This window comes from Dermatophilaceae bacterium Sec6.4, assembly GCA_039636865.1.
Taxonomy (GTDB): Bacteria; Actinomycetota; Actinomycetes; order Actinomycetales; family Dermatophilaceae; genus Allobranchiibius.
Genome location: CP144172.1, coordinates 2,978,480 through 3,003,468 on the forward strand (window position 1 = coordinate 2,978,480; position 24,989 = coordinate 3,003,468).

Below are 24,989 nucleotides of genomic sequence, written 5' to 3' on the forward strand. Positions count from 1 at the left end.
CTCGACTTCGGGACGCAGATCCTCCTCCGCGCAATATGGGCAGTGGAAGGGCACGACGCGGTTGTTGGCGCTCATCGCAGCGAACTTTCTTCGGCGCGCACGGCCCATTGAGCGAACCGCTCGTCGGGCAGGCGCTGTTCATCGAACCGGCGAGCTAGACGCTCGACGTACTCCCCCAGGTCGTCCGAGGTCACCTTCAACGAGCGCAGCTTGCGACCGAACCCGGCATCCAAGCCGAGTCCGCCGCCCAGGTGCACCTGAAAACCGGCGACCTGCTCACCCGCGTCGTTCGTCACGATCTGACCCTTGAGGCCGATATCGGCCGTCTGAATGCGGGCGCATGAATTCGGACACCCGTTGAGGTGGATGGCGATCGGCTGGCTCAGTGCGAGGTCGTCGAGACGTCGCTCCAGTTCCTCGACCAGCGTCTGCGCCTTGACCTTCGTCTCGACGATGGCGAGCTTGCAGAACTCCAACCCGGTGCAGGCCATCACCGAACGGCGCCACACCGAGGGCCTCGCATAAAGCCCTACCGCCGCGATGGTCTCGATCAGCTGCTCCGTGCGCGCCGGCTCGACGTCGAGCACCACGAACTTCTGGTGGGCGGTCAGTCGAACGCGCCCGGATCCGGCATCCTCCGCCGCATCCGCGATGCTGGTCAGCACTGTGCCCGACACGCGCCCCGCGATCGGAGCGAAACCAACGTACTCACGTCCGTCGCGCTGGCGGTGTACACCGACGTGGTCCAAGGTCTGGGCCGGCAGCTCTGCCGCGGGACCATCGGGCAACGCGTAGCCCAGGTACTCCGTCTGCAGCACGTCGCGGAACTTCGACGCGCCCCAATCGGTCACCAGGAACTTCAAGCGGGCGCGATGCCGCAACCGGCGGTAGCCGTAGTCGCGGAAGATACGGACCACGCCGTACCAGACTTCTGGAATCTCCTCGAGAGTCACGAAGGCACCCAGGCGCACAGCGAATTTGGGGTTGGTGGACAGGCCGCCACCGACCAGGAGGTCGAAGCCGGGGCCGAGGGTGGGGTGGGTGACCCCGATGAACGAGACATCGTTGATCTCCGGAGCTGTGTCGGGCAGCCACGAGATCGCCGTCTTGAACTTGCGCGGCAGGTTGGACAGCTCAGGGTTGGCAATGAACCGGTCGCGGATCGCCTCGATGGCCGGGGTGGCGTCGATGACCTCATCAGCGCTCACACCCGCCACAGGTGACCCGAGGATCACCCGCGGCACGTCGCCGCAGGCCTCGGCAGTCGTCAGGCCGACGGCCTCCAGCCGCTGCCAGATCTGCGGCACATCCTCGATACGGATCCAGTGCAGCTGGATGTTCTGCCGGTCGGTGATATCAGCGGTGTCGCGCCCGAACTGGGTGGACAGCTGCGCAATGACCCGTAGCTGGGCCGTCGTGAGCGTGCCGCCGTCCACCCGAACCCGCAGCATGAAGTACTCATCGTCCAGCTCCTCGGGGGCGATGGACGCGGTACGCCCGCCGTCGATGCCCTGTCGACGCTGGGTGTACAGCCCCCACCACCTCATCCGGCCACGCAGGTCAGAGGGGTCAATCGATGCGAATCCCTGCTTGGCATATACCTGTTCGATACGTGCTCGGACGTTGAGACCGTCATCTTCCTGTTTCAACGTCTCGTTGCCGTTCAGGGGCTCACGATCGCCGAGCGCCCACTGTCCGTTGCTGCGGGTAGTCGTCGTTGTCGTCATGAGGCATAACTTTGCATTTGGATTAACCAAACACAAAATGATGTCATGTTTGTCTCATCGATCGAGACGGCCGTCTCGCCTACGATCGTGGGGTGAGCAGCCCCGCGATGCCTCGGTCTCGACGTGCGGTGCTGGTGGGAGTGGCCCTCGCCGGAGTGGGCAGCGTGTCCGCATGCAGCGTCCGCCTGCAGCGCGACGCACCCGCGATACCAGGTATCCGAACCCAGGGTCCACCACCTGATGCTGCCGCCTTCCACGCCGCGCTGGCCTCATCTCTGGGTCTGCAGAACATCGCAGTCACCGAACCCAAGCCATGGGGGCCACGCCTGACAGTGATGCACCGCCAACAGGTGACCCGCCTGCTAGCGGTGATGAGATCCAACGGGATCAGCCCGAGCATGCCGAGCGCCTCGCCATCAGCCAGCCCCTCGACGAGCACGAGCACCAGCACGGCGGCTCTGGGGTATGCCGAATTTCTCGGCGTCGACACCCAGACGCTGCAGAACGTCCGATCCAGCACGCCGACGAACACCGCGATGTTCGCCGCCCTGTTGGCCTCCTACACGGCGGCCGCCACAGTCGTCGGTCCCGCGCCTGCCTGGGTTGGGCTGCAACCAACTCAAGGTATGGCGGTCACTCTGATCCCCGCGGTGCGACGGGCCGTCTATGCACTCGAAGTTATCGCCGCGCGCACTCCGGACAAGGATCGTTACCTGGTCGGTTCCTCCGTGCTGATCATGTCGGCGCAGCGCTCCCGGTTGGAGAAGGCAGCAGGCGCCAGCGCCCCGCCCGCGCCGCTGAGCTATCGCCTGCCCATCGCACCGATAAACCCGGCCACCAGCTCTGCACTCGCCCGAACCGTACTGGCAGCTGTTTCCCAGGCAGCTGCCCGATCGGTGGACGCGCATCATGGATCCGTCGATGTGGTGCGGGCCGTGGTCCGCGAATGGGCTGAACCGACGGCACTGGGGTGGCGTTGGGGAGCGCCGCTCGCACCGTTTCCCGGCCTCGCCTCGTGAGCACCTCGGCAGGCGATATCCCGGTAACTTTCTCCGCTTCGATGGGTGGGCGACCCGCTGCAGATGGACCGGACGGTGCCACGTGGCTTGCTGCGCTGCCCCGCCTGATCGATGAATGCGTCGATCAGTGGGGTCTGCTTCTGGATGGCACACCGACCCACGGGCAGTGCGCCCTCGTCATACCGTGTCGTTGGCAAGGTCAGGACGTCGTGCTCAAAGTGACGTGGCCACATCCCGAAGCCCGGTTCGAGCACCTGGCCTTACGACGCTGGAATGGGCGCGGCGCCGTGCAGTTGGTGGCAGCCGACCCGACGCGGTCGGCGCTACTGCTGGAGCGACTCGATCGATCTCGCGATCTGCATGCGTTGCCGATCATGCAGGCATGCGCTGCGTTGGGCGGGTTGTACCGAGAACTGGACGCCGCCCCGGTCGCCAGAGTCGCGGACCTACCCACAGAGGCTGCCCGCTGGGCTCGAGAGTGCCGCGCCGGCTCGCCGCGGGTGCCGCGCCGGATGACCGAGCAGGCGGCATCTCTCCTTCGCGACCTTGGCCCGGGTAGCCGCGAAGATCTGGTGCACACCGACCTGCATTACGCGAATGCACTGGCCGCGCAGCGCGCGCCGTGGTTGGCGATCGACCCCAAACCCATCAACGGCGAGTGGGAGTTCGCGGTGGCACCGGCGCTGTGGAACCGTTGGGAGGAAGCGCTGCAGGCGGACAGCGTACGTGCCCACCTGCGTACCCGGCTCGAGATCGTCTGCGACGTGGCAGGCCTGGATCGGGACCGTGCGCGCGGCTGGTCCTTCGTACGGCTGGTGCTGAATGCGCTGTGGGAAGCCGAGAAAACCCCGCCAGATCAGGACGCGTTGTCCTGCTACATATCCGCAGCTAAAGCAATGCAGGAGTGATCAGACCCCTAGCACCTACTTGGTCTGGCTGGAAAGCACCTGCTGGAAAGAGTTGGGGACGGTGAGCAGGGTCTTGTAGTCCGGGCCGGTGCTGGACAGCTGCTTCCCATTGAAGAAGAACGTGGGGGTTCCGTTGACGTTGGCCTTGTTTGCGGCGGTCTGGGTCGCTTGCACATAACTCTCGTATTTCTTCGACGTCACGCAATTGTCGAAGGTCTTCTTCGCGGCACCGGTTATACCCGCGGTCGCCCCGAATCCTTCGATCTGAGCTTGGGTGTAACCCTTACCCTCCTGCGTCGGTTGTCCCGCGAAGTTGGCTGTGTGGTAGGGCTCGAACTTTCCGGCGTCCGCTGCGCAGAACGCCCCGTTGGCAGCCAACGTAGAGGCATTGTTCTGCAGATTGGTGTCCAGGAAACTCAACACATGGTACGTGAGCTTGATCGAGCCCGCCTTTGCCATAGCCATGATCTGCGGGCCGTTTGCCTTCTCGAACTCGTTGCAGATCGGGCATTGGAAGTCTTCGTACACATCAACCGTCGGTACCCCGGCCTTGGCAACACCCGGATAGGGATTGATGCCCTTGCCACCGGCGATGGCGCCCTTCGGCAACGCGCTGTTGGACGCGTTCACATTGGTCTTCTGAGACTGCGTGACCAGAACGGCGCCGCCAGCTGCCAGCAGCACCACAACAGCCACGACAGCGGCGATCAGTGCCCTGGACGGGCCCTTGGGTGGTGCAAGAGACTTGATTTCTGCGGACCGGTCCGGACGACTCATGCCGCGGAGTGTAGCCGGGGCAGATATGTGCTCAGCGGTCCCACAATGCCCGGTCGACACTGAGCCTGGTCACGGGAAAGAGCACGAGCCAGACCGCGCACAGCAACAGCGCGACGTCCCGCGCGATATCCAGGGCGTAGCTCGTCGTAGCCGCGGTTCCCCCGCCACCGAAACATCCACAGTCGATCGAGATGCCGCGAGCCCACACCGAGACAATGCCGGCGATGAACGCCGTCATCAGCAAACCGCCGAGAACCGCGATCCAACGGGTCAGCAACCCGACGATCAACAGCACCCCGAGAATGATTTCGAAGAACGGCATGAACACACCCCAGATGTTCGCCAGGTCGTACGACAGAATCTGGAACGCGCGGGTGGCCTGTTGGGTCTGGGCGATGTGTTGAGCCTTGTCCACCCCCGCAACCAGGTACGTCGCTCCGAGGATGAGTCGGGCAGCGACGCCTATCCACCGGGTGATGGTCGTTGCACCGATCCGCGAAACACGGTTTGTCGTCGTCACGGGGTCATCGTAGGTCTGCGGGCTAGGTGAGCCCCCGCCGTGAGGGGCTGACCCACCCAACGCGGGGCCACTATCATCCGCTCATGCACCCAGAGAACCGTGCGCCTCGCTCCTCACCCCGTGAGGCGCTGCGCCGCTCACCACGCTGGCTGAAGGACGCCCTCGGTACGTCCGCCACCACGGGCATGGTGGTTGCTGCGCGCCTGACTGACGGAAAGGGACGACGTACTACCGACCCGGAGTCCGCACTCAACGACGCGTGCGTAACCGTCGTGGTCAAGACCTTCCTGCGACCCGACGTCGCGCGTCGCCTCGTACGGTCGCTGCGCCGTCAGTTCGGCGGGCGCATCGTGATCGCCGATGATTCGCGGAAGCCGATGACCCACCACGACCCGCTGGTCGATGTCGTGGCGCTGCCCTTCAATTCCGGGGTGGCCCATGGGCGCAACGCCGCCCTGGACATGGTGACGACCGAGTTCATACTTCTTGCAGACGATGACACTGTGTTCACCGCCGCGTGCGACATCACCGCGGCACGCACCTACCTGCAGGAGAACCTCGAGGTCGACATCGTCGGTTTCAGCCTGATCCACCTGCCCAAACGCTACGTCGCGAGCTCAGAACCTGCCCCGTTGTTCCCGGGACACAAGGCTCCCTTGCGGGCCCACGACCACCTCATCGGTGGTCTACCGGTTCGCCACAAAATCGACCAGGTCTATCTCGCGAGAACCGAATCCATCCGCAAGGTCCGATGGGACGAGCGGCTGCGAATGGTGGATCACCGCGACTTCTTCTCCCGGGCGAGCGGCGTCCTGATCACAGTGTTGGACGAGGGCAACTTCCTGTATCACGCGCGCACGCCGTTGCGGAAGGAGTACAACTCCTACCGCAACGACGTGAATGCCGACCTGATCAAGCTCGCAGAGATCTGGAGTTCGCAGCCCGGCTGAGAGCCATGGTCAGCTCCGACCCAGGGTGACGGCACCCGACAGGGTTGCTCAGTCCTTGCGCCCGACTTCGGCCACGACCTGGGCCACGGCGTCCTGCACCGCAACCTCACGGCGCTCGCCGGTACGACGGTCTTTCAACTCGACCACACCATCGGCCAGGCCGCGTCCGAGCACCAGGATGGTCGGCACGCCGATCAGCTCCGAGTCCTTGAACTTCACGCCCGGCGAGACCTTGCGCCGGTCGTCATACAGAACTTGAACACCCTGCGCCTCAAGGGCATTCACGATTTCGTCGGCCTGCACGAAGACCGCCTCGTCCTTGCCGGTCGCCACGACGTGCACGTCAGCGGGAGCGATCTCGCGCGGCCAGATCAGGCCGATGTCGTCGAGGTTGTCCTCGGCGATGACACCCACTGCGCGGGTGATGCCCACGCCGTAGGACCCCATCGTCACCGTGACGAGCTTGCCGTTCGAGTCCAGCACCTTCAGCCCCAGCGCCTCGGCGTATTTCGTACCGAGCTGGAAGATGTGGCCCATCTCGATGCCTCGGGCCAGCGAGAGGGTGCCCTGCCCTGACGGGCTGAGGTCACCTTCGCGGATCGTCGCCGCCTGGATGGTGCCGTCGGCCTCGAAGTCGCGCCCGTGGACCAGATCGATGACGTGGCTGTCGTGCTCATCGGCGCCGGTCACCCAGGCGGAGCCACGCGCGATCAGCGGGTCGAGCAGGTAGCGGATGCCGCTGGCATTGTCCGTTCCCAGCACACCCGGTCCGATGTAACCCTTGGTCAGACTCGGGTTGGCCGCGAAGTCCTTCTCCTCGAAGGCAGTCACCTCGGCCGGAGCGACCTTGGCCTCCAACCGCTTCGGGTCGACGTCGCGGTCGCCGGGTAGACCGATGGCGAGCGGCTCACGAGTACCGTCCGGGAACTGCAGCATCACGATGACGTTCTTCAACGTGTCCGCGGCGGTCCACTCGCGACCATCGGAGCGCGGATGGTCGGCGTTCAGGGCTGCTACCAAAGTGTCGATGGTCGGCGTGCCGGGCGTGTGCTCGACGTGTGCCGGCCCGGCCGTGACGTCCACCTCGGGCGCCTGCGGGATCCGAACGGCCTCCACGTTCGCGGCGTACCCGCTCTCGTCGCGCACGAAGGTGTCCTCGCCGTGCTCGCTGACCGCGAGGAACTCCTCCGAGGCCGAGCCACCCATTGCGCCGGAGTCGGCCTGCACGATCACGTACTCGAAGCCGAACCGCTCGAAGATCCTGATGTAGGCGTCGCGGTGCAGGTCATAGGACTTCTGCAGCCCGGCGGCGTCGATATCGAAAGAGTAGGAGTCCTTCATGATGAATTCGCGACCGCGCAGGATGCCACCACGCGGGCGGGCCTCGTCGCGGTACTTCTGTTGGATCTGGAACAGGCTGAGCGGCAGGTCCTTGTAGGAGGAGTACGTGTCGCGCACCGCGAGAGCGAACATCTCCTCATGTGTCGGACCGAGCAGCATGTCTGTGTCTCTGCGATCCTTCAGCCGGAACAGGTTCGGGCCGTATTCGTTCCATCGCCCGGTCAACTCGTAGGGCTCGCGAGGCAGCAGCGCAGGGAAGCGCACCTCCTGTGCGCCCATCGCGGTCATCTCCTCGCGGACGATGGCCTCGACCTTGGCCAGGACGCGCATCCCGAGCGGTAGCCAGGTGTAGATGCCGGGCGCCACCCGGCGTACGTATCCAGCACGCACCAGCAGTTTGTGACCCGGCAGCTCTGCATCGGCCGGGTCCTCGCGCAGGGTTCGCAGGAACAGGGTCGACATGCGTAGGGCCACGGCGCAGCACTCCTTCAGATGATGAACGGGACGTGGCCGAGGATATCCGCCCACGACCGCAGACCCCGACACCTTTTCCCCGGTTTTCCGTCCCCATCGTCGAGCGGCGGCGTCCGCTTCCCAGCGGCGGAGTTATATGTCCTCCACTGGATGGTGGAGCCCGCCGCTCGACGCGGGCTGGGGATAACTACTGCTGTGCCACCGTCTCGAAGAGCACCATCTGACGATGCAGCAGTTATCCGCGCAGGTGCAGGACAACTCAGACGGCACCTCACAGTCATCGACGATGCCCGAGATCTTCACCCACGAAGTCGTAGAACGGCTCCACTCTGCGGACGACAGCCCGGGTAAGGGTCCAAGCCCGCGGTGGTTCCACGCGCGACGCGACGCCTACATCGACCTCTCGGCCTGGGAAGCTCTCAATGCTGATGATCAACACCTCGTGCTGGCGCACATCGCTTCGACGGCCTCACCATCCGATCGACTGATCAGCCATCGAACTGCAGCGATCGCCTGGGGGATCCCCATCATTGGGAAAGCACCGAAGGACGTGGACATGTTGGACGTCGACGACTCGACGGGTGAGGGTCATGGGATTCAGCGGCACCGCACGCAACATCTGCCCGAAGCGGTCGAACACCTCGGCCTGCGGCTCACAGATCCCGTCCGAACGGCGGTGGATCTGGCCCGTTGTCACCCGCTGGCGACGGGACTCGCTGCCATGGATGATGTGTTGCACCGCTCGTTGGGCACCCGTGATCAGATCCGGTCCGAACTGGACAACATCCCCAAAGGTGGCCGGGGCCGACGTCGCGCCCACCTTGCCGCCGCGCTGGCTGACGGCCTCGCAGAGTCGGCCGCCGAGTCGTTGAGCCGAGCCCGCCTGTACGAACTCGGCATGCCCAAACCGCAACTACAGGTGCGCTTCGATGATTCGGCCGGGTTCGCCGGAAGGACCGACATGTACTGGCCCGAGTTGGACACCATCGGTGAAGTCGACGGGCGCAAGAAATATGACGTCGCACCGGGCTCGACGGGTGAGGAGGCGTCACGTGCTCTCTGGCGGGAGAAGCGACGGGAAGACCGCCTCCGCCACATCGTGCACCGAGTTGCGCGCTGGGGCTGGGACGACGCCATCAGCCCTGAGCGATTCCGAAGGGTACTGGTAGGTCATGGTATTCGACCGCGGCGGGACCCGACGTGGATCACCACCTCATGACCTACCCGTCGAGCGGCGGGCAACACCACTCAGCGGCGGGCATATATGGCCGCCGCTGGGTGGTGAACGCCGCCGCTCGATGGAAGATGTCGGTCATGAAGGAAGGGCGCGGTGGGCGATCTCGGCGATAGCTGAGGGGCCGATGCTGGTAGGCAGCGCACCGAGCACTCCCGGGTCGCGGCCCACGATGCGGGATGCCACGAAAGCATCCGAGACCGCCGATGGAGCATGCCGCACCAGCAGTGCACCCTGCAGGACGACCGCCATCCGCGCGGCAATGGCCCGCGCCTGCGCTTCGGCGCCGCTGGGATCGGACAGTGCCGACCTCAGCCGCAGTAGGACATCATCCGCAGCGGCCAGCACATCGGGCGCCGCCTGCCCGGCGAGCGCCACTTCGGCCTCCCAGGCCGACACCGCGTGCGGGGAGCGCTGGGCGGCACGAAGGACATCCAGGGCATTGACATTGCCGCTGCCCTCCCAGATCGAGTTCAGCGGCGACTCCCGCACCAGCAGCGGCATCCCGGACTCCTCGACGTAGCCGTTGCCGCCGAAGCATTCCATTGCCTCCACACAGACCGGAGCCGTGCGCTTGCACACCCAGAATTTCGCGAGTGGTAAGGCGATCCGACGGAACGCCCTCTCGTGCTCATTGTCACGTCGGTCCACCGAGTGAGCCAGCCGCAGACCCAGGCTCGTCGCGGCCTCGGACTCCAGCGCCAGGTCGGCCAGCACGCCGGTCATGGCCGGCTTGTCGATCAATATCCCGCCGAACGCCGCCCGGTGGCTCGCATGCCAGCTGGCTTCCGCCACTGCGCGGCGCATCAGCCCGGCCGAGCCCAGCACACAGTCCAGTCGGGTGGCGGCCACCATCTCGATGATCGTGGGCACGCCGCGGCCTTCGTCACCGAGCCGTTCCGCATACGCATCTTCGAATTCCAACTCGGCGGACGCGTTCGAGCGGTTGCCGAGTTTGTCCTTCAACCGCACGATGCGTATCGCGTTGCGGGACCCGTCCGGGCGAACTCTGGGCACGGTGAAACATGTCAGTCCCTCAGGCGCCTGCGCGAGAACAAGGAACAGGTCGTTCATCGGGGCAGACGTGAACCATTTGTGCCCCCGCAGCGTGTAGGTGCCCGATGCTGCGCGCGTGGCCGACGTCGTGTTGGTCCGTACATCGGAGCCGCCCTGCTTCTCCGTCATTCCCATCCCGGCGAGGACACCGGCTTTGGCTGTCGAGGCGCGCACTCCCGGGTCGTACACGGTCGATGCCAGGAGCGCACCCCACTGGGCAGTCGCGTCGGCATCACCCGCAAGGGCGGGGACAGCCGCGTAGGTCATCGTCAGCGGGCACGCATGACCTGGCTCGGTGGGTGACCATGCGATGAAACCGGCCGCCCGACGAAGATGCGCATCGGAGTCCGATGAGAACCATGCCGACGCTGTCAGCCCGAAGCCGACCCCGCGCTCCAACATCCAGTGCCAGCTCGGATGGAATGCCACCTCGTCGATGCGCTCGCCGAAACGATCCGCGGTGCGCAATACCGGCGCATTCGCATTGGCGAGCATGCCGTGCTCCCGTGCTTCGGCGGAACCGGCAACCTGGCCCAGCTGCGCCAACGACTGCACCAGACTGCCGTGCTGCTCATCCGACGCGTACGCCGCCAGCCCCCCGGTCAATGCCCGGTCGCACGTCACTGTGTTGTAGTCCTGCAGAGGTGGCGCCTGATTCTGCGGTGCGCGCGCGAAAGAATCGGAAAGACTCATCTGTTGGACAGTAGCCGGGCCGCGTAACGTCACAGTCATGTCCTCGACGCTGCCCTTTGAGACCTATCTGGACGCCATCGTCGAATCCACCGCTCGGCTGCGCGAGGATTCGGCCCAGTCCGGCCTGTCAACCACGGTGCCGACCTGTCCCCAGTGGAACGTCAGTCACCTCTTGGCTCATCAAGGAATGGTGCACCGGTGGGCTACACATGCCCTGTCGGTGGCTGCCACCGGCACCGACACCGACTTCGACCGTGAAGAGGTCGAGCGCGCCGGCCTCACCGCTGATGACACCTGTGCCTGGCTGCAGGAAGGTAGCGACCGGCTCGTCGACCGGTTGCGAGCCACCCCGTCGGACGCGAAGGTCCCGTTCTTCATGGACAGTCCACTACCGGACCGGGACAGCTGGGCACGCCGACAGAGTCACGAGACCACGATCCACTCCGTGGATGCTCTCGGCGCTCGCCTCGGCTACCAACCCGGCGAGGGTGATGTGGACGTCGAGCCGACCTTCGCTGTCGACGGCGTCGATGAACTGCTGTGCTCCTACCTGCCTCGCCCCAAATTCGACATGCGCTCCAGCGCGCCGGTCACGGTCGCTGTCCACACAACAGATACGGGACACGCCTGGGCACTGTCCTTCAGCGAAGAAGCTCCCGTAGTGGTCCGCGATCGCACCGTGGACAATCCGGACGCGGTGGTCTCAGGCACCGCAGTCGGTCTCTACCTCACGCTGTGGAACCGTGGCACTCACACCTCCTACGAAGGTCGAGATGTGCTGGCACTCTGGCGCGACCGAATGAAGGCCTGACCGGCTGCGTAGCCTCAGCGGGCCCGCCACGCCCAGCGGATCAGCGGGATCTGCAGCGGTAGGCGCACGAGGGTAGCGGCCAGATACACGCCGCGCTGCGTCGTCGCTCCGTTACTCACCAGGTCCTCCCCCGCATCCCACGCCATCTGCACATTCGCAGGAAAGATCGCCACCAGCAGGGCAGCGGTGGCGATGGCGGCGGGACGGCGGGTTGTGGGCACTGCCAACCCGATCGCGCACAGTAGTTCGGCGATCCCGGACAGGTACACCAGCTCACGATGGGCGGGTAGCACATCAGGGACCGCGCCCTGGAAGACCTGTGGGCGAGCCAGATGCAGCACCCCGGAACCGGCAAAGATGACAGCCACGAAACGGGCCCCACGAGATAACGACATGCGCCCCACCCTTGCAGAGTCTGGCCGGCCCGCTCTCAGAGGATGATGGTCGCGAAGTTCGCGATCGTCTCGAACCCCGTCGCCCGGTAGCTGCGCAGTGCCGGTTCGTTGTAGGAGTTCACGTAGAGCGTGACATCTTCGGCGAGGTGGTCCAGCACATGCTGGACCACTGAGTTCATTGCCGGAATCGCGAGTCCCCGGCCACGCTCCTTAGGAGCTACCCATACCCCCTGAATCTGGGCGACACCGAACGCGAGCGACCCGACGTCGGCCTTGAAGAGCACCCGGCCGGCCTCGACGATCACATAGGTGTGGCCCGCACGAATGAGCGACCGCACCAACCGGCGGTACTCATGATCGGAACCTGTGTACGGCGGGTAGCCGATCTCACCGGTGAACATGTGCGCGGACGCCGGCACGACCAGGTCGAGTTCGTCCTCGCGCGCGAGGCGTACGCGCGGGTCCATCGGACGCCCGGTATCGCGAGGCGACGTGGTGACGATCATCATCGGCTGTTCCGGGCGCAGCGATCGCGGCTGCCCCCAGGTCGGCTCCAGTCGCTCCCACAACCCGAGCACCTGGTCGGCCTCGCCGAAGATCGAGGAGCAACGACGCCGGTACCTGCGCAACTTGGCCGCATAGACATCCAACGCCCGCGCATCGCAACCGATCGGCACAATATTGGCTGAGACCCAGCACATGGAACTGAAGTGCTGGCCGCCGATAGCGATCAGCGAACTGGCAGCGGCCGGGCCGGCCTCCAGCAACCGCGCCGCGACGAAAACATTGGATTGCGGGTCCTGCCTGCACACCGCGAGCGCAGCGTCGAAGTCGCTCGCACCGAGCGTCCGCGCGGGGCTAGAAGTTCGCAGCACATCGGACAGCCTGCCCCATATCCGCCGCATATTGGTGGTAACACCCCGACCGCTGGCCGTTGATACCGTCTGCGGCATGGCCAGAGCCCTGCCGACAACCCCCGGAACCCCCGTCCTGGTCGATTTCCGTAAGTGGGACGGCGCGCAGCACTGGCAGGAACCGACGACCTACCTGGGCACCGACGAATACGGCATATGGCTCGGGATGCGTGCAGGCACCATCTTCGAACGGCCCGGCCACCGGGTCGTGTCCAGATCCGACTCCGTCAAGGTCGCCACCGACAAGGGCTGGTTCGCGACCTTCAACGGGCCCGGGCACCACATCCAGACCTACGTCGACATCACCACGGTCGGCGAATGGCGCCTATTGGATGACGGATTCGCCTTCACCCTCATCGATCTCGACCTGGACGTCGTACGCGAACACGAAGGGCGGCTCTACGTCGACGATGAGGATGAGTTCGAAGAGCACCAGAAGCTCTACGGTTACCCGCAGGACGTCATTGCACGCGCGCTGCAGGACTGCTCGAGTGTCCGGAACGCTGTCTCAGCCCGCAACGAGCCCTTTGCGCAGCGACCGCAGCATTGGCTGAATCGGCTGCTCAGCCCTCAGTAATCCCCGCTCAGCTGACCGACACGATGGGCGCACCGGTGTCGCCGTCGACCGGCTCGCCCATCTCCTCCGCGATCCGCATGGCCTCCTCGATGAGGGTCTCGACGATCTGGCTCTCCGGCACGGTCTTGACGACCTCGCCCTTGACGAAGATCTGACCTTTACCGTTACCAGAGGCGACTCCGAGGTCGGCCTCACGCGCTTCGCCCGGACCGTTGACCACACAGCCCATGACCGCGACCCGCAGCGGCACCGTCAGACCTTCCAGCCCTGCAGTGACCTCCTCAGCCAATTTGTAGACGTCGACCTGAGCTCGCCCGCAGGAGGGGCAGGACACGATCTCCAACCTTCTGGGCTTGAGGTTCAGCGACTGCAGGATCTGAATGCCGACTTTGATCTCTTCAACCGGCGGTGCGGACAGCGAGACCCGGATCGTGTCACCGATTCCTTGGGACAACAGTGCGCCGAACGCGGTCGCGGACTTGATCGTGCCCTGGAACGCCGGTCCGGCCTCGGTCACGCCGAGGTGCAGCGGCCAGTCGCCGCGCTCGGCGAGCAGTTCGTAGGCGCGCACCATGATCACCGGGTCGTTGTGCTTGACCGAGATCTTGAAGTCGTGGAAGTCATGTTCTTCGAAGAGCGATGCCTCCCAAACTGCTGACTCGACCAGCGCCTCGGGTGTCGCTTTGCCGTACTTGTCCATGATGCGCTTGTCCAGCGACCCGGCGTTCACCCCGATCCGGATCGAGATACCCGCGTCCTTGGCCTCTTTGGCGATCTGCTTGACCTGATCGTCGAACTTGCGGATGTTGCCGGGGTTGACCCGAACGGCTGCGCAGCCGGCGTCGATCGCCGCAAACACGTACTTGGGCTGGAAGTGGATGTCGGCGATGACGGGGATCTGACTCTTGCGCGCAATGATCGGCAGCGCGTCGGCGTCGTCCTGGCTGGGGCATGCGACGCGCACGATGTCACACCCGGACGCCGTCAGCTCGGCGATCTGCTGGAGCGTTGCGTTGATGTCGGTGGTCGGGGTCGTGCACATCGACTGCACCGAGATGGGCGCGTCGCCGCCGACATCCACCTTGCCGACCTTGATCTTGCGGGTCTTACGCCGCGGGGCCAGGACGGGAGCGGGCGCGGACGGCATACCGAGAGAGACGGTCATGAGAAAAGCTGCGTCCTTCGTTAGTTGAATCTGATCGGATTGACGATATCGGCGTAGAAGAGCAGACCGAACATCACCAGGAGCACCATGGACACGCCGTAGGCGACCGGGAGTGCTTTGGCCACGTCCACGTAGATCGGGCCGCGAATGCCGCGGGCCCGCGCGATCGGTCGTTTGACGGCTTCCCAGAGTGCGCCGGCGATGTGGCCGCCGTCCAGCGGGAGCAGAGGGATGAGGTTGAAGACGAACAACGCCAGGTTCAGCGACGCCAGCAGTCCCAGGAGCAGGGTCACCTTGTCGACCAGCGAGACCTGAGTGCTCTGTGAGACATCGCCCGCGATGCGCCCGACGCCCACGACCGAGATCGGACCGTTGGGATCGCGGGTCTTGCTGTTGAACGCCGCATTGAAGACGCCCACCATCTTCTGCGGGATCTTCACGAAGACCGAGGCAGTCTGCGCCACCCCGTCCCAGACGATCGAAGGCGCTGCGGTGATCGACTGCCGGTACACAATGCTGGTGCCGCCGATACCGGCGCCGATCTGGCCCGCGCGCACCGTCTCGGTGTCGCCGGTCCAGGTGGTGACCGGATTGCCCTGGTCATCGGTCTTGACCAGCGTGCGCAACGCCGGCGTGATCTGCAGGGTGCGGCGTACCCCGTCACGCAGGATCACCATCGGGATCGCCTGGTTCGGATGCGCGCGGATGATGTCGGTGGCCTGCAAGGTGGTCGTGACCTTGACGCCGTCCACCGACTCGATGCGGTCCTTCGGCGCAAGGCCCGCGGCTGCGGCCGGCGACGGTGTCGCGCAGGTCTTCGGCGCGGGGTTGGACTGGGTGGGTAGGCAGTTGCCGACTGCGGTCACGTCGGCCGTGACCTGCTTCGGCAAGCCGATGCCGCACGATATGACGATCAGCAGCACGGCAGCGATGACCAGGTTCATGCACGGCCCGCCGAACATGATGATGACCTTGCGGTGCGTCGGCAGTTTGTAGAAGACCCGATGCGCCTCGTGCGAGGGGATCTCCTCGAATGCTGCTTCGCGGGCCTGATCGACCAGCTGACTCCAGCGACCCGTGGAGGACCTGCGCACCATGGAGGGATCCTGCCCCGGTGCGGGGGGGAACATGCCGACCATCCGGATGTAGCCACCGAGCGGGATCGCCTTGACGCCGTACTCGGTCTCGCCCCGCCGACGGGAGAACAATGTCGGTCCGAAACCGATCATGTACTGGGTGACCTTCACACCGAACTTCTTGGCGGGAAGCATGTGACCCAGCTCGTGCAATGCGATCGAGGCCGCAACACCGACCACCATGAGCAGCACACCGAGCAGGAACATCACCCTTCTAGCGTCTCACGCGGAAGGTGAACAACTCGTATCACGGGGCTGTGACGTGCGCACGGGCTCGAGAACGGGCCCAGTCCTCGGCCGCGAGGAGGTTCTCGACGGTGAGCTCGCCCGGCGCGGGCTGATGGTCGTGAACGACCTGTCGCACCGTGTCCACGATTGCGGTGAACCGCAACCTCCCGTCATGGAAGGCGTCAACGCATTCTTCATTGGCTGCGTTGTAGACCGCGGGATAGGTCGACCCGGCAGCACCGACCTCACGGGCCAGATCGACCGCCGGGAAGGCGTCGTTGTCCAGCGGCTCGAAATCCCACCGCGATGCCTGAGTCCAGTCGATGCGCGGCCCGGCGTCCGGAACATGGTCCGGCCATCCCATACCCAGCGCGATCGGCACCATCATGCTCGGCGGGCCGCACTGGGCAATGGTCGATCCGTCGACGAACTCGACCATCGAGTGGACCATCTGCTGCGGGTGCACGACCACATCGATCTGCTCCAGCGGAATGTCGAAGAGCAGGTGCGCCTCGATGACCTCCAAACCCTTGTTGACCAACGTCGCGGAGTTCGTGGTCACCACGCGCCCCATGGCGAAATTCGGATGGGCGAGCGCTTCCTGCGGCGTGACGTCGTGCAGCTGTTCACGTGCACGGCCCCGGAACGGGCCGCCGCTGGCGGTGACCACGAGACGCCGCACCTCTTCATGCCGCCCAGCGGCGAGACACTGCGCGATGGCGCTGTGCTCGCTGTCCACCGGCACGATCTGGTCGGGAGCAGCGGCTGCCTTGACGATGGGACCGCCGACGATCAGTGACTCCTTGTTGGCAAGCGCCAACGTCGCCCCGTTGTGCAGGGCCGCTAGCGTCGGTCGCAGTCCGATGGATCCGGTGATGGCGTTCAGCACCACATCCGCCCCGCAGCGGCTTGCGAGCACAGCCGCGTCAGGGCCCACGACGATCTGCGGACGATAGTCGGACAGACCTGCGGCCCGTGCTGCATCCTGCACCTCTGCCCGCATCTCGTTCTGCCCGCCGCGCGCCACGGCGATCATCTCCACTTTCAGCTGCACCGCCTGCCGGGCCAGCAGCGCGGTGTCCGAGCCGCCCGCTGCGAGGGCCACGATCTGGAAACGATCCGGTTGGGCACGGGCGATCTGGATCGCCTGGGTGCCGATCGAACCGGTCGAGCCGAGCAAGGCCACTGTGCGGCGGCTGATAGGAGGCATGACTCCATTCTGCCGAATGCCGATCTGGATCATCAGCTGCCGTGGTGCGCTCTGTCAGCTGGCCCGGTCGATTCCTAACTGCTCGGCGACCAGACCCGCGAGCGACGTGTGGCCGACGACGAATCCTGACCGCGCGCGAGGGCTCGGGCTGCTCACCAGATACGTGCCGGCGTCCCCCCAGATAACGCAGACGAACTCATCCTCGCTACCGGTGACGACCTGCGTAACATCCGCAGTCGCGAGCACGACGCCCCACGGCGCGGGCTCGGCCAGCAGCCGCAGATCCCCGGCGAATCGACAGCCGGTTGGCACGGTTTCGCCATGAGAGGCAGGGGAGAACACGGGCGCCAGCGCTGCCGCGACAAGCAGTGCCGTCCGACTGGCCGGTACCACGTCGAAATCATGCAGTCCGTCACTTGAGATGTCCTCACAGACCGCCGTTCCTCCTGCCTCGTACACGTGGCGCACCGAGCGCGATCCGTCGATGTGCAGCTCGACCCGGTAGCGGCGTTCGCAACCGGACCGTACCTGCAGCAACTGGACGAGTTCATCGGGTACCAGCAGTCCACCGCCCTGGGCCTCGCAGACACCGTGCGCACATAGCGAGCGGTAGGCCACGTTCACGGCCACTTCGCGCCCGTTGGCGTCGAGCCGGTCCAGATAGGGGGTGTCCACTTCCGCAGCGGCGCTCAACAAATCCAGCTCCTCGTCGGTCAGCCGAAACAGTGGCGCAATCGGTTCATTCATGACGCGCTCACCGGTGGCTGCACCGAAATGACCTGATGGCCGCCGCCACCTACCCACGCGTCGACGACACGATGCACAGGCCCGGTCCGCATCCTGCGGTCTCCGAGGTCGGGTCGATGCACCGGCCCACAACGCATCCGTCGGCCCGGTTGACGAGGTTGACCCGGTATCTCTATCTGGTCCATCGCGAGCGCCCACGATCTTTGATGCGCCCGGATACGCGACCACACCTCCTCGACCTGCGAACGCGCTACCGATCGTTCAGTGGCAGCGCCCAATGAGCCGCCGACAACTGCGGGCCGCGCCTGGAGTCGGTCCAGCTCGATCAACTCCCACTCCAGGCGGGCGGCGGTTGCGGCGGCATGCTGTGCAGCGTTGCGCAGCATTTGGGCAACCGTTTCCAGACCGCGCAGGTACTCGCCGGCAGCAGTCGCATGCTGCAGCGCAGCGCCGCCCGTCCAGTGCTCGTTCAGTCGACCCGCGGACCTGCGCACCAGAGTGACCTCGTGTTCCAGGTCCTGCACCGTGCACAACAGCTGCCGAGCCGCGACGCGCATCGCCACCGGGTCGGGCCGGGTTGTCACCGGCGTCGCCGCATCACGCCAGCGCTGTGCCATTCGGTATCCGCGTACGCGAAAGCCGCTGAATCCAACGTCCGGCGAAGTGTTGATCGCTGCCCGTCAATGAGGTCCAGGTGCGACCTGAGTCGATGACTGAATGACAGGCCGGCGTCGGTGGCCTCCTGGGACCCCACCGCCTCCGTGAGGGTGCCCATGCTCCGGTGCACACCCTGATCTTCGCGTGCCCATGCCGGGCGCAGAGCTGCGGCCGCCGCCTGTAGCTCCTGCGGGGAAACCCGCAGCAACTCCCCTCGTGCATCCATCGTTCTGTCCTTCCGCCTGCGTCGTCAACGACGACAGGTGACACGGTAGGGGCACGAGGGGGGCGTCTCGGAAGTTATCCACAAGGTACGTCGAGTGGCGCGGTGATCACTGCACTACAGCGCCAACCCGACGTACTTGGTCTCCAGATATTCCTCGATGCCCTCGAATCCGCCCTCGCGGCCGTACCCGCTGGCCTTGACACCGCCGAACGGCGCTGCCGGGTTGGAGATGATCCCTTGATTGACCCCGACCATGCCGTAGTCGAGGTCTTCGCTGACCCGCAGTACCCGCGAGTAGTCACGGGTGAAGAAGTACGCCGCGAGACCGTACTCGGTGGAGTTGGCCCGCTCGACCGCATCCTGCTCGTCGGTAAAGGTCTGAATGGCCGCGACCGGCCCGAAGATCTCTTCACGCACGAGGTCGGCATCAGCGGGCACGTCGGTCAGCACGGTGGGCGGGTAGTAGAAGCCGGCGCCGTCGATTGCCGCGCCACCACATACCAGCGTGGACCCACGCTCGGTGGCGTCCGCGACGAGCGAGGCAACCTTCTGCACGGCCTTGGCATTGATGAGCGGACCGACAGTGACGCCTTCGGCCAACCCGTTACCGATGACCATCGAACCCATCCGGTTGGCAAGCTTCGCAGCGAATTCCTCAGCAACGTCGACGTGTACCAGGAACCGGTTTGCCGCCGTGCAGGCTTCGCCGATGTTGCGCATCTTCGCCTGCATTGCGCCGTCGACGGCCGCGTCGATATCCGCGTCGTCGAAGACGATGAACGGCGCGTTCCCGCCCAGCTCCATGGACAGCCGCAACAGCTGGTCGGCGGACTGCTCAACCAACTTCCGACCCACTCCCGTTGAACCGGTGAAGGTCAGCTTCCTGGCCCGCGGATCGCGGATGAGCGGCTCCATCACCGCACCTGACGTGCTCGTGGCGATGACATTGAGCACCCCTGCAGGCAGGCCGACCTCTTCCATCAACTGCGCCAAGGCAAGCATCGACAACGGGGTTTCGGCGGCCGGCTTCACGACCATCGTGCATCCGGCGGCGATGGCGGGACCGATCTTGCGGGTGCCCATCGCGAGCGGGAAGTTCCACGGCGTGATCATCAGCGTCGGACCCACCGGGCCCTTCATCGTCAGCAGCCGGGTGGCGCCGTTGGGAGCTGTGGAGAATCGGCCGGAGATGCGCACTGCCTCCTCGGAGAACCAGCGGAAGAACTCAGCGGCGTAGGCGACCTCGCCCTTCGACTCAGCCACCGGCTTGCCCATCTCAAGGGTCATCAGCTCGGCGAAGTAATCAGCCCGTGCAGTGATCAACTCGAATGCGCTGCGCAGGATCTCGCCACGATCGCGCGGCGGCGTGCGGGCCCAATCGCGTTGTGCAGCAGAGGCTGCTGCGAGTGCAGCGCCCCCATCGGCGACTGAGGCATCGGCCACGGTGGCGAGCACCTCGCCACTTGCCGGGTTGTCGACAGTAAAGGTTTTGCCACCTTCGCCGTCGCGCCACTGCCCACCGATGAACAACTGCTTCTTGACCTTTTCGACCAACTCGGTCATTTCCACTTCTCCCTGCTCGGTTCGTGCATGGCGCCTATCAGCGGTTCGGATCGATCATCGCGTGTTTGATCCGGGTGTAGTCCCCGACGTTGCATTCTCCCGTCGAAGAGCCGCCGTGAGTGAACCCTCTCGCACTCCCACCATCGTCATCGACGACACCTCGAAGGCAATCATCGCCCGTGTCCTGTTGTTGCGTCCCGCCCTGTCCGACCGGGCCGATAATGTCGAACCATGGCAACCCCCCGCGATCAGCGCGACCTCGACATCGTCCTCTTCGGAGCCACCGGCTTCGTCGGCAAGCTCACCGCCGAGCATCTCGCCGCGCACGCACCGGCAGGGCTGCGTATCGGGCTGGCCGGCCGCAACGCAGCCAAGGTGCGCGACGTGCGGACATCTCTTGGCCCCTCAGCCTCGGACTGGGAACTGATCGCCGCCGATTCCAGCGACCCTGCCTCGTTGGCGGCCCTCGCTGATCGGGCACGGGTCGTGATCACCACCGTGGGCCCCTACGCCAAATACGGCATGCCGCTCGTGCAGGCATGCGCTGAAGCGGGCACCGACTACGTGGACCTGACCGGTGAGGTGCTGTTCGTCCGCGAATCCATCGATCTCTTCCACAACACCGCATCGGCCTCCGGCGCCCGCATCGTGCACTCGTGCGGTTTCGACTCGGTCCCCTCCGATCTGGCGGTATTGAACCTCGCCGAGCAGGTAGCTGCTGACGGGGCCGGCACACCGACCGACACCACGTTGTTCGTCACGATGAAGGGCGGGGCCAGCGGCGGCACGCTCGATTCGATGAAAGGACAAATCGATCAGATCCGCACCGACAAGGCCAAGCGCATGATCGCCCTGGACAAGTTCGCGTTGTCACCCGACCGCTCTGCTGAGCCGAAGGGCGAGTGGCGCGACAGTATGTCGGTGCACTATTCACCGGAGGTGAAGTCCTGGACCGGGCCGTTCGTGATGGCGAGCTACAACACCCGCATCGTGCGTCGGAGTAACGCTCTGCGCGGCCACGACTACGGGCCGACGTTTCGTTACCGGGAGGTGCAGCGCGCCGGCGACGGGTTGAGCGGGCGGGCGACGGCCTACGGGCTCTCCGGTGGACTCGCTGCCGGTTTCGGCGCGCTCAGCATCCCGCTGCTACGACCCCTGGTGAACAAGGTGCTCCCCAAAGCCGGCGAGGGACCCAGCGCGCAGGCACGCGCCAAAGGATTCTTCAAAGTCGACGCCCGGACCACGACCACCGACGGCTCGCAGTACCGCAGTGTCGTCGCCGCCCAGGGCGACCCCGGTTACGCCGCGACCTGCGTGATGCTCGCGGAGGCCGCACTTGCGCTGGCTACCCAACGCGAGCAGTGCCCCCTCCCGGAAGGCATCAACGGGGGCGTCCTCACACCGGCCACTGCGCTCGGCGACGTGCTGAGCACACGTCTGCGCGACCAGGGGTTCACCATCCGAGCCGAACGACTGAACGCCTGAGGCGCGCCGACTAAGGGCGGGCCCTCAGGACCTCGCCCAGTGCCTCCAGCACACCGATGTCCTCGATGGTGCCGGGGACACGGGGCTGTTCGCCGTCGGCGACCTGACGCATGGTGCGCCGCAGGATCTTGCCCGATCTGGTCTTGGGTAGGGCCGCCACGATGTCGACCCGCTGCAGTGACGCGATGCCGCCGATTTGATCGCGCACCATCGCAGCCAACTCGCTGCACACTCGTTGAGCATCCGCGTCGGAGGGCATCTCAGAACCTTTGAGCACCACGAGCGCACGCGGCACCTGCCCTTTCAGCTCGTCGGCGACCCCGATGACGGCGCATTCGGCGACGGCGGGATGCGAAGCCACGACCGCCTCCAGACCACCGGTCGACAATCGATGACCGGCCACATTCAGGACGTCGTCGGTCCGGCCCATCACCCAGACGTAACCGTCGTCGTCGCGGTACCCGCCGTCGCCGCTGCTGTAGTAGCCCTCGAAGGCCGACAGGTAGGACGAGACATAACGATCATCGTCATTCCAGAGCGTCGGCAGAGTGCCCGGTGGCATCGGCAGCTTGATACACAGTGCCCCCTCCTGCCCGGGCGCGCACTCGGCGCCCTCAGCGTCCAGGACGCTCACGTCGTATCCAGGACTGGGGAAGGTCGCCGAACCCGGTTTGATGTCGAACAGCTGTATCCCCACCGGATTGGCGCAGATCGGCCACCCCGTCTCGGTCTGCCACCAGTTGTCGATGACCGGCACCCCCAGGCGGTCCGTAGCCCACCTCCAGGTGTCCGGATCGGTGCGCTCGCCGGCCAGGAAAAGGGTGCGCAGGCTGGACAGGTCGTACTCCGCCATCAACTCGCCGTCCGGATCCTCCTTCTTGATGGCGCGGATCCCGGTCGGCGCGGTGAACAGCCCCGCGACGCGGTACTGCTCGATGATCCGCCAGAAGGTCGAAGCGTCCGGCGTACCCACCGGCTTGCCCTCGAACAGCACCGTCGTGCACCCCGCGATGAGCGGCGCGTAGACGATGTAGGAGTGCCCGACCACCCATCCGACGTCGGACGCGGTGAACCAGACGTCGCCGGGCTGCATTCCGAAGATGTGGGTCATCGACCACTGCAGGGCCACCGCGTGCCCGCCGTTGTCACGCACGATGCCCTTGGGTGAACCGGTGGTGCCCGAGGTGTAGAGGATGTAGAGCGGATCGCCACCTGACAACGGGACGCATCCAGCGGCCCCGATACCGTCCGGTCGCATTGCCGTGCGCCAATCGATGTCGCGCTCGCCCATCGAGGCCTGCGCCTGCGGGCGTTGCAGGACGACGACGTTCTCCGGCGGGTAGGTAGCCCGTTCTACCGCTGCATCGACCAGTGGCTTGTACTCCACGACCCGGGTCCGCTCCACACCACAAGAGGCAGTGATCAGCACCTTGGGTCGTGCGTCATCGATACGGGCGGCCAGCTCGGCTGCCGCGAAACCACCGAACACGACGGAGTGCACTGCACCGATCCTGGCGCAGGCCAGCATGCTGATGATCGCCTCCGGAATCATTGGCAGGTAGATCACCACCCGGTCGCCCTTGCCCACGCCCAGCGCGGTAAGCATCCCGGCCGCTCGGCCGACCAGATCCAGCAGTTGCGCGTAGGTGTAGGTGCGGGACTCCCCGGTCACCGGGCTGTCCCAGATCACCGCAGGCTGGTCGGCTCGCCCGGCGATCACGTGTCGGTCAAGCGCGTTGTAACAGGTGTTCATCCGGCCGTCCGGGAACCACCGGTAGAACGGCGGGTTCGTATCATCCAGGATCGTGGCCGGTCGGTTGATCCAACTGATGGCCTGCGCAGCCTCGGCCCAGAAGCCCTGCGGGTCGTTCATGCTGCGCTGGTACGCGGTGTCGTACTCGCCGTTGTTCATGCCGGTCATTGTGCACCCGGGTCCGCGCGATTGCCCGGCGTCGGCCTCAGAAGTAGGTCTTCTTGACCGTTGCCTCGATGGTGTGCGCAAGCACATCCTGGCCGGCGACACTGGGATGCACACCGCAGCCGTTCTGGGCTCCCGCAGCTGTCCCGGCCTGGTGCGGGAACAACTGGGTCAGCAGGCCAGCAGCGCAGCTGTCGCCACCGGAGTGCAGCGCCGCGTTCTGGAATGCGCCGAATTCGTCGGCGACCTTGACGACGAATGGCTTGGCAGCCGCCGCCATCACCTGATTCAGGCCCTGACTGCTTGCATTGGCGGCCGCTGACCGGTAGTCCGTCGAGTAGTAGTCGACAATCACGATCTGGCCGAAGTAATGCGCCTGATAACGCAGCGCGAACAAAATGGTGCTGACATTCTTGCCGATCCCACCGAGGGTCGCGGTCAACGCCGGACCGGAGCATGTGCCGCCATTCTTCGCCTGGCAGAGGAACCCGTCGTTGGCCCCGATACCCAGGGTGACCAGCCGGGTATTGCGGTGTTTCTTCAGAAAGTTCACCGCGAAAGTCAGCTGGCTCTCTTTGGAGTTGCGGTACGTCGCATGCAGCGGGAAGTTGGTGCGGTAGCCCGCAGCCGTCTCACAGGCGTAGCTCGGGTTGGCCGTGCTGACGAAGCTACCGGACGTCTCGCCAGGGCACGAAGCGTTCGTAACCCGCAGGCCGAGAGCGGAACCGATCTCCTCCGGGTAACCGACAAAGCTCTTCGGGTTCGGGTAGTTCGGCGGCGGAAACGTCGTGGGCTCGCGGTAGCCGAATGCCACCGAGTCACCGAGGGCCAGATAGTCCGACCCGGGCACGACCGGCAGTTGGAAGGAAGCCCACGAACGCCCAGAATGCCCGGTGGTGTGGCTGGGCGTCGTGGTCGCGGCCAGCGACGGTACCGCGATACCCACGCTGAGCGCCGTTGCAGTCGCGAGGGCGAGAACGTTGCGACGCGAACGTCGGATGGTGGAAATGCGCATGAGCTGTTGCCTGCTTCCGTGGAACTTTCCCCTGATCCACTGTGCAAATTAGCACCGCCGCACACCCTGGTCAACGGATTCTCATAGGGATTCAAATTTCGCACTGGAACCGTTCGCCGACACCAGTGCGGTGCGTGCTCGGGCAGATAGCCGCGACCCCCCTGCGGTCGCGGCTATCTGCCGAACACTTGCTTGCCCGCGCTTACACCGGCATCAGGTCAGACGCAGCTCTGCGGCTCATGG

General features: G+C 65.4%; 23 protein-coding genes. 7 read left to right on the plus strand and 16 right to left on the minus strand.

The genetic code is table 11. The annotated features are described in order from the left end of the window. Positions 1-71 precede the first annotated feature (71 nt). A complete protein-coding gene (locus tag V3G39_14230) occupies positions 72-1,727 on the minus strand; it encodes a nitrite/sulfite reductase (GenBank protein ID XAS75797.1) in 1,656 nt (551 codons plus the stop codon). Between the two features lie 92 nt (positions 1,728-1,819). Here V3G39_14230 and V3G39_14235 point away from each other — a divergent pair, with 92 nt between their 5' ends. Both V3G39_14235 and V3G39_14240 read left to right on the plus strand, forming a co-directional pair. After that, on the plus strand, positions 1,820-2,746 hold the full coding sequence (locus tag V3G39_14235) for a hypothetical protein (GenBank protein XAS75798.1): 927 nt from the start codon (positions 1,820-1,822) through the stop codon (positions 2,744-2,746). Next, the gene (locus V3G39_14240) at positions 2,743-3,654 is read left to right on the plus strand and encodes an aminoglycoside phosphotransferase family protein (GenBank protein XAS75799.1); all 912 of its coding nucleotides are present in this window, start codon (positions 2,743-2,745) and stop codon (positions 3,652-3,654) included. Before V3G39_14235 ends, V3G39_14240 begins: the two co-directional genes overlap by 4 nt. Before the next feature lie 15 nt (positions 3,655-3,669). Here the strand turns inward: V3G39_14240 and V3G39_14245 are convergent, their stop codons facing one another. Continuing rightward, positions 3,670-4,431, minus strand: coding sequence for a thioredoxin domain-containing protein (locus tag V3G39_14245; GenBank protein ID XAS75800.1), 762 nt, complete (start codon positions 4,429-4,431; stop codon positions 3,670-3,672). 31 nt (positions 4,432-4,462) lie between these two features. Beyond that, entirely contained in the window at positions 4,463-4,951 is a 489-nt protein-coding gene (locus V3G39_14250) for a MauE/DoxX family redox-associated membrane protein (protein XAS75801.1), read from the minus strand. Between the two features lie 83 nt (positions 4,952-5,034). Between V3G39_14250 and V3G39_14255 the strand changes: the two genes are divergently transcribed. After that, a complete protein-coding gene (locus tag V3G39_14255) occupies positions 5,035-5,901 on the plus strand; it encodes a glycosyltransferase family 2 protein (GenBank protein XAS75802.1) in 867 nt (288 codons plus the stop codon). 48 nt (positions 5,902-5,949) lie between these two features. Here V3G39_14255 and V3G39_14260 read toward each other — a convergent pair whose 3' ends face one another. After that, a complete protein-coding gene (locus V3G39_14260) occupies positions 5,950-7,716 on the minus strand; it encodes a proline--tRNA ligase (GenBank protein ID XAS75803.1) in 1,767 nt (588 codons plus the stop codon). Between the two features lie 226 nt (positions 7,717-7,942). On the opposite strand from V3G39_14260, the gene V3G39_14265 reads away from it, so the two are divergent. Further along, positions 7,943-8,935 (plus strand): hypothetical protein, encoded by a 993-nt coding sequence (locus V3G39_14265; GenBank protein ID XAS75804.1) that lies wholly within the window; start codon positions 7,943-7,945, stop codon positions 8,933-8,935. 93 nt (positions 8,936-9,028) lie between these two features. Here V3G39_14265 and V3G39_14270 read toward each other — a convergent pair whose 3' ends face one another. After that, on the minus strand, positions 9,029-10,699 hold the full coding sequence (locus V3G39_14270; protein XAS75805.1) for an acyl-CoA dehydrogenase family protein: 1,671 nt from the start codon (positions 10,697-10,699) through the stop codon (positions 9,029-9,031). A 37-nt stretch (positions 10,700-10,736) separates the two neighbouring features. Between V3G39_14270 and V3G39_14275 the strand changes: the two genes are divergently transcribed. After that, on the plus strand, positions 10,737-11,510 hold the full coding sequence (locus tag V3G39_14275; GenBank protein XAS75806.1) for a maleylpyruvate isomerase family mycothiol-dependent enzyme: 774 nt from the start codon (positions 10,737-10,739) through the stop codon (positions 11,508-11,510). 14 nt (positions 11,511-11,524) lie between these two features. Here V3G39_14275 and V3G39_14280 read toward each other — a convergent pair whose 3' ends face one another. Continuing rightward, positions 11,525-11,905, minus strand: coding sequence for a MauE/DoxX family redox-associated membrane protein (locus tag V3G39_14280; protein ID XAS75807.1), 381 nt, complete (start codon positions 11,903-11,905; stop codon positions 11,525-11,527). A 35-nt stretch (positions 11,906-11,940) separates the two neighbouring features. Continuing rightward, complete coding sequence (locus tag V3G39_14285; GenBank protein XAS75808.1) at positions 11,941-12,780, minus strand: GNAT family N-acetyltransferase; 840 nt, start codon at positions 12,778-12,780, stop codon at positions 11,941-11,943. Positions 12,781-12,856: 76 nt separating this feature from the next. On the opposite strand from V3G39_14285, the gene V3G39_14290 reads away from it, so the two are divergent. Next, a complete protein-coding gene (locus tag V3G39_14290; protein XAS75809.1) occupies positions 12,857-13,396 on the plus strand; it encodes a DUF402 domain-containing protein in 540 nt (179 codons plus the stop codon). 7 nt (positions 13,397-13,403) lie between these two features. Here V3G39_14290 and ispG read toward each other — a convergent pair whose 3' ends face one another. The 7 genes from ispG to V3G39_14325 form a co-directional block, all read right to left on the minus strand. Beyond that, on the minus strand, positions 13,404-14,561 hold the full coding sequence (gene ispG / locus V3G39_14295) for a flavodoxin-dependent (E)-4-hydroxy-3-methylbut-2-enyl-diphosphate synthase (GenBank protein XAS75810.1): 1,158 nt from the start codon (positions 14,559-14,561) through the stop codon (positions 13,404-13,406). Between the two features lie 20 nt (positions 14,562-14,581). After that, complete coding sequence (locus V3G39_14300) at positions 14,582-15,904, minus strand: site-2 protease family protein (protein ID XAS78249.1); 1,323 nt, start codon at positions 15,902-15,904, stop codon at positions 14,582-14,584. Positions 15,905-15,944: 40 nt separating this feature from the next. Next, positions 15,945-17,126: a 1-deoxy-D-xylulose-5-phosphate reductoisomerase gene (gene dxr, locus V3G39_14305; protein ID XAS78250.1), complete on the minus strand. Its 1,182-nt coding sequence runs from the start codon at positions 17,124-17,126 to the stop codon at positions 15,945-15,947. A gap of 63 nt (positions 17,127-17,189) precedes the next feature. After that, positions 17,190-17,882, minus strand: coding sequence for a hypothetical protein (locus V3G39_14310; protein ID XAS75811.1), 693 nt, complete (start codon positions 17,880-17,882; stop codon positions 17,190-17,192). After that, a complete protein-coding gene (locus V3G39_14315) occupies positions 17,879-18,466 on the minus strand; it encodes a hypothetical protein (GenBank protein XAS75812.1) in 588 nt (195 codons plus the stop codon). The genes V3G39_14310 and V3G39_14315 overlap by 4 nt, the downstream gene beginning before the upstream one ends. Next, complete coding sequence (locus V3G39_14320; GenBank protein ID XAS75813.1) at positions 18,463-18,765, minus strand: hypothetical protein; 303 nt, start codon at positions 18,763-18,765, stop codon at positions 18,463-18,465. Before V3G39_14320 ends, V3G39_14315 begins: the two co-directional genes overlap by 4 nt. 114 nt (positions 18,766-18,879) lie before the next feature. Continuing rightward, entirely contained in the window at positions 18,880-20,328 is a 1,449-nt protein-coding gene (locus tag V3G39_14325; protein ID XAS75814.1) for an NAD-dependent succinate-semialdehyde dehydrogenase, read from the minus strand. Positions 20,329-20,559: 231 nt separating this feature from the next. Between V3G39_14325 and V3G39_14330 the strand changes: the two genes are divergently transcribed. Next, on the plus strand, positions 20,560-21,813 hold the full coding sequence (locus V3G39_14330; protein XAS75815.1) for a saccharopine dehydrogenase NADP-binding domain-containing protein: 1,254 nt from the start codon (positions 20,560-20,562) through the stop codon (positions 21,811-21,813). Positions 21,814-21,823: 10 nt separating this feature from the next. On the opposite strand, the gene V3G39_14335 is transcribed toward V3G39_14330, so the two are convergent. Continuing rightward, entirely contained in the window at positions 21,824-23,725 is a 1,902-nt protein-coding gene (locus V3G39_14335) for an acetate--CoA ligase (GenBank protein ID XAS75816.1), read from the minus strand. Positions 23,726-23,771: 46 nt separating this feature from the next. Then, complete coding sequence (locus tag V3G39_14340; protein XAS75817.1) at positions 23,772-24,746, minus strand: GDSL-type esterase/lipase family protein; 975 nt, start codon at positions 24,744-24,746, stop codon at positions 23,772-23,774. Between the last annotated feature and the right edge of the window lie 243 nt (positions 24,747-24,989).

Bases quoted from the DNA above. Each gene is read 5' to 3' on its own strand.
- V3G39_14270 (XAS75805.1), bottom strand. From the start codon at position 10,699: ATGAGTCTTTCCGATTCTTTCGCGCGCGCACCGCAGAATCAGGCGCCA.
- ispG (XAS75810.1), bottom strand. From the start codon at position 14,561: ATGACCGTCTCTCTCGGTATGCCGTCCGCGCCCGCTCCCGTCCTGGCC.
- V3G39_14290 (XAS75809.1), top strand. From the start codon at position 12,857: ATGGCCAGAGCCCTGCCGACAACCCCCGGAACCCCCGTCCTGGTCGAT.
- V3G39_14280 (XAS75807.1), bottom strand. From the start codon at position 11,905: ATGTCGTTATCTCGTGGGGCCCGTTTCGTGGCTGTCATCTTTGCCGGT.
- V3G39_14230 (XAS75797.1), bottom strand. From the start codon at position 1,727: ATGACGACAACGACGACTACCCGCAGCAACGGACAGTGGGCGCTCGGC.
- V3G39_14275 (XAS75806.1), top strand. From the start codon at position 10,737: ATGTCCTCGACGCTGCCCTTTGAGACCTATCTGGACGCCATCGTCGAA.
- V3G39_14320 (XAS75813.1), bottom strand. From the start codon at position 18,765: ATGGATGCACGAGGGGAGTTGCTGCGGGTTTCCCCGCAGGAGCTACAG.
- V3G39_14245 (XAS75800.1), bottom strand. From the start codon at position 4,431: ATGAGTCGTCCGGACCGGTCCGCAGAAATCAAGTCTCTTGCACCACCC.
- V3G39_14265 (XAS75804.1), top strand. From the start codon at position 7,943: ATGCAGCAGTTATCCGCGCAGGTGCAGGACAACTCAGACGGCACCTCA.
- V3G39_14330 (XAS75815.1), top strand. From the start codon at position 20,560: ATGGCAACCCCCCGCGATCAGCGCGACCTCGACATCGTCCTCTTCGGA.
- V3G39_14310 (XAS75811.1), bottom strand. From the start codon at position 17,882: ATGAATGAACCGATTGCGCCACTGTTTCGGCTGACCGACGAGGAGCTG.
- V3G39_14340 (XAS75817.1), bottom strand. From the start codon at position 24,746: ATGCGCATTTCCACCATCCGACGTTCGCGTCGCAACGTTCTCGCCCTC.
- V3G39_14325 (XAS75814.1), bottom strand. From the start codon at position 20,328: ATGACCGAGTTGGTCGAAAAGGTCAAGAAGCAGTTGTTCATCGGTGGG.
- V3G39_14300 (XAS78249.1), bottom strand. From the start codon at position 15,904: ATGTTCCTGCTCGGTGTGCTGCTCATGGTGGTCGGTGTTGCGGCCTCG.
- V3G39_14255 (XAS75802.1), top strand. From the start codon at position 5,035: ATGCACCCAGAGAACCGTGCGCCTCGCTCCTCACCCCGTGAGGCGCTG.
- V3G39_14335 (XAS75816.1), bottom strand. From the start codon at position 23,725: ATGAACAACGGCGAGTACGACACCGCGTACCAGCGCAGCATGAACGAC.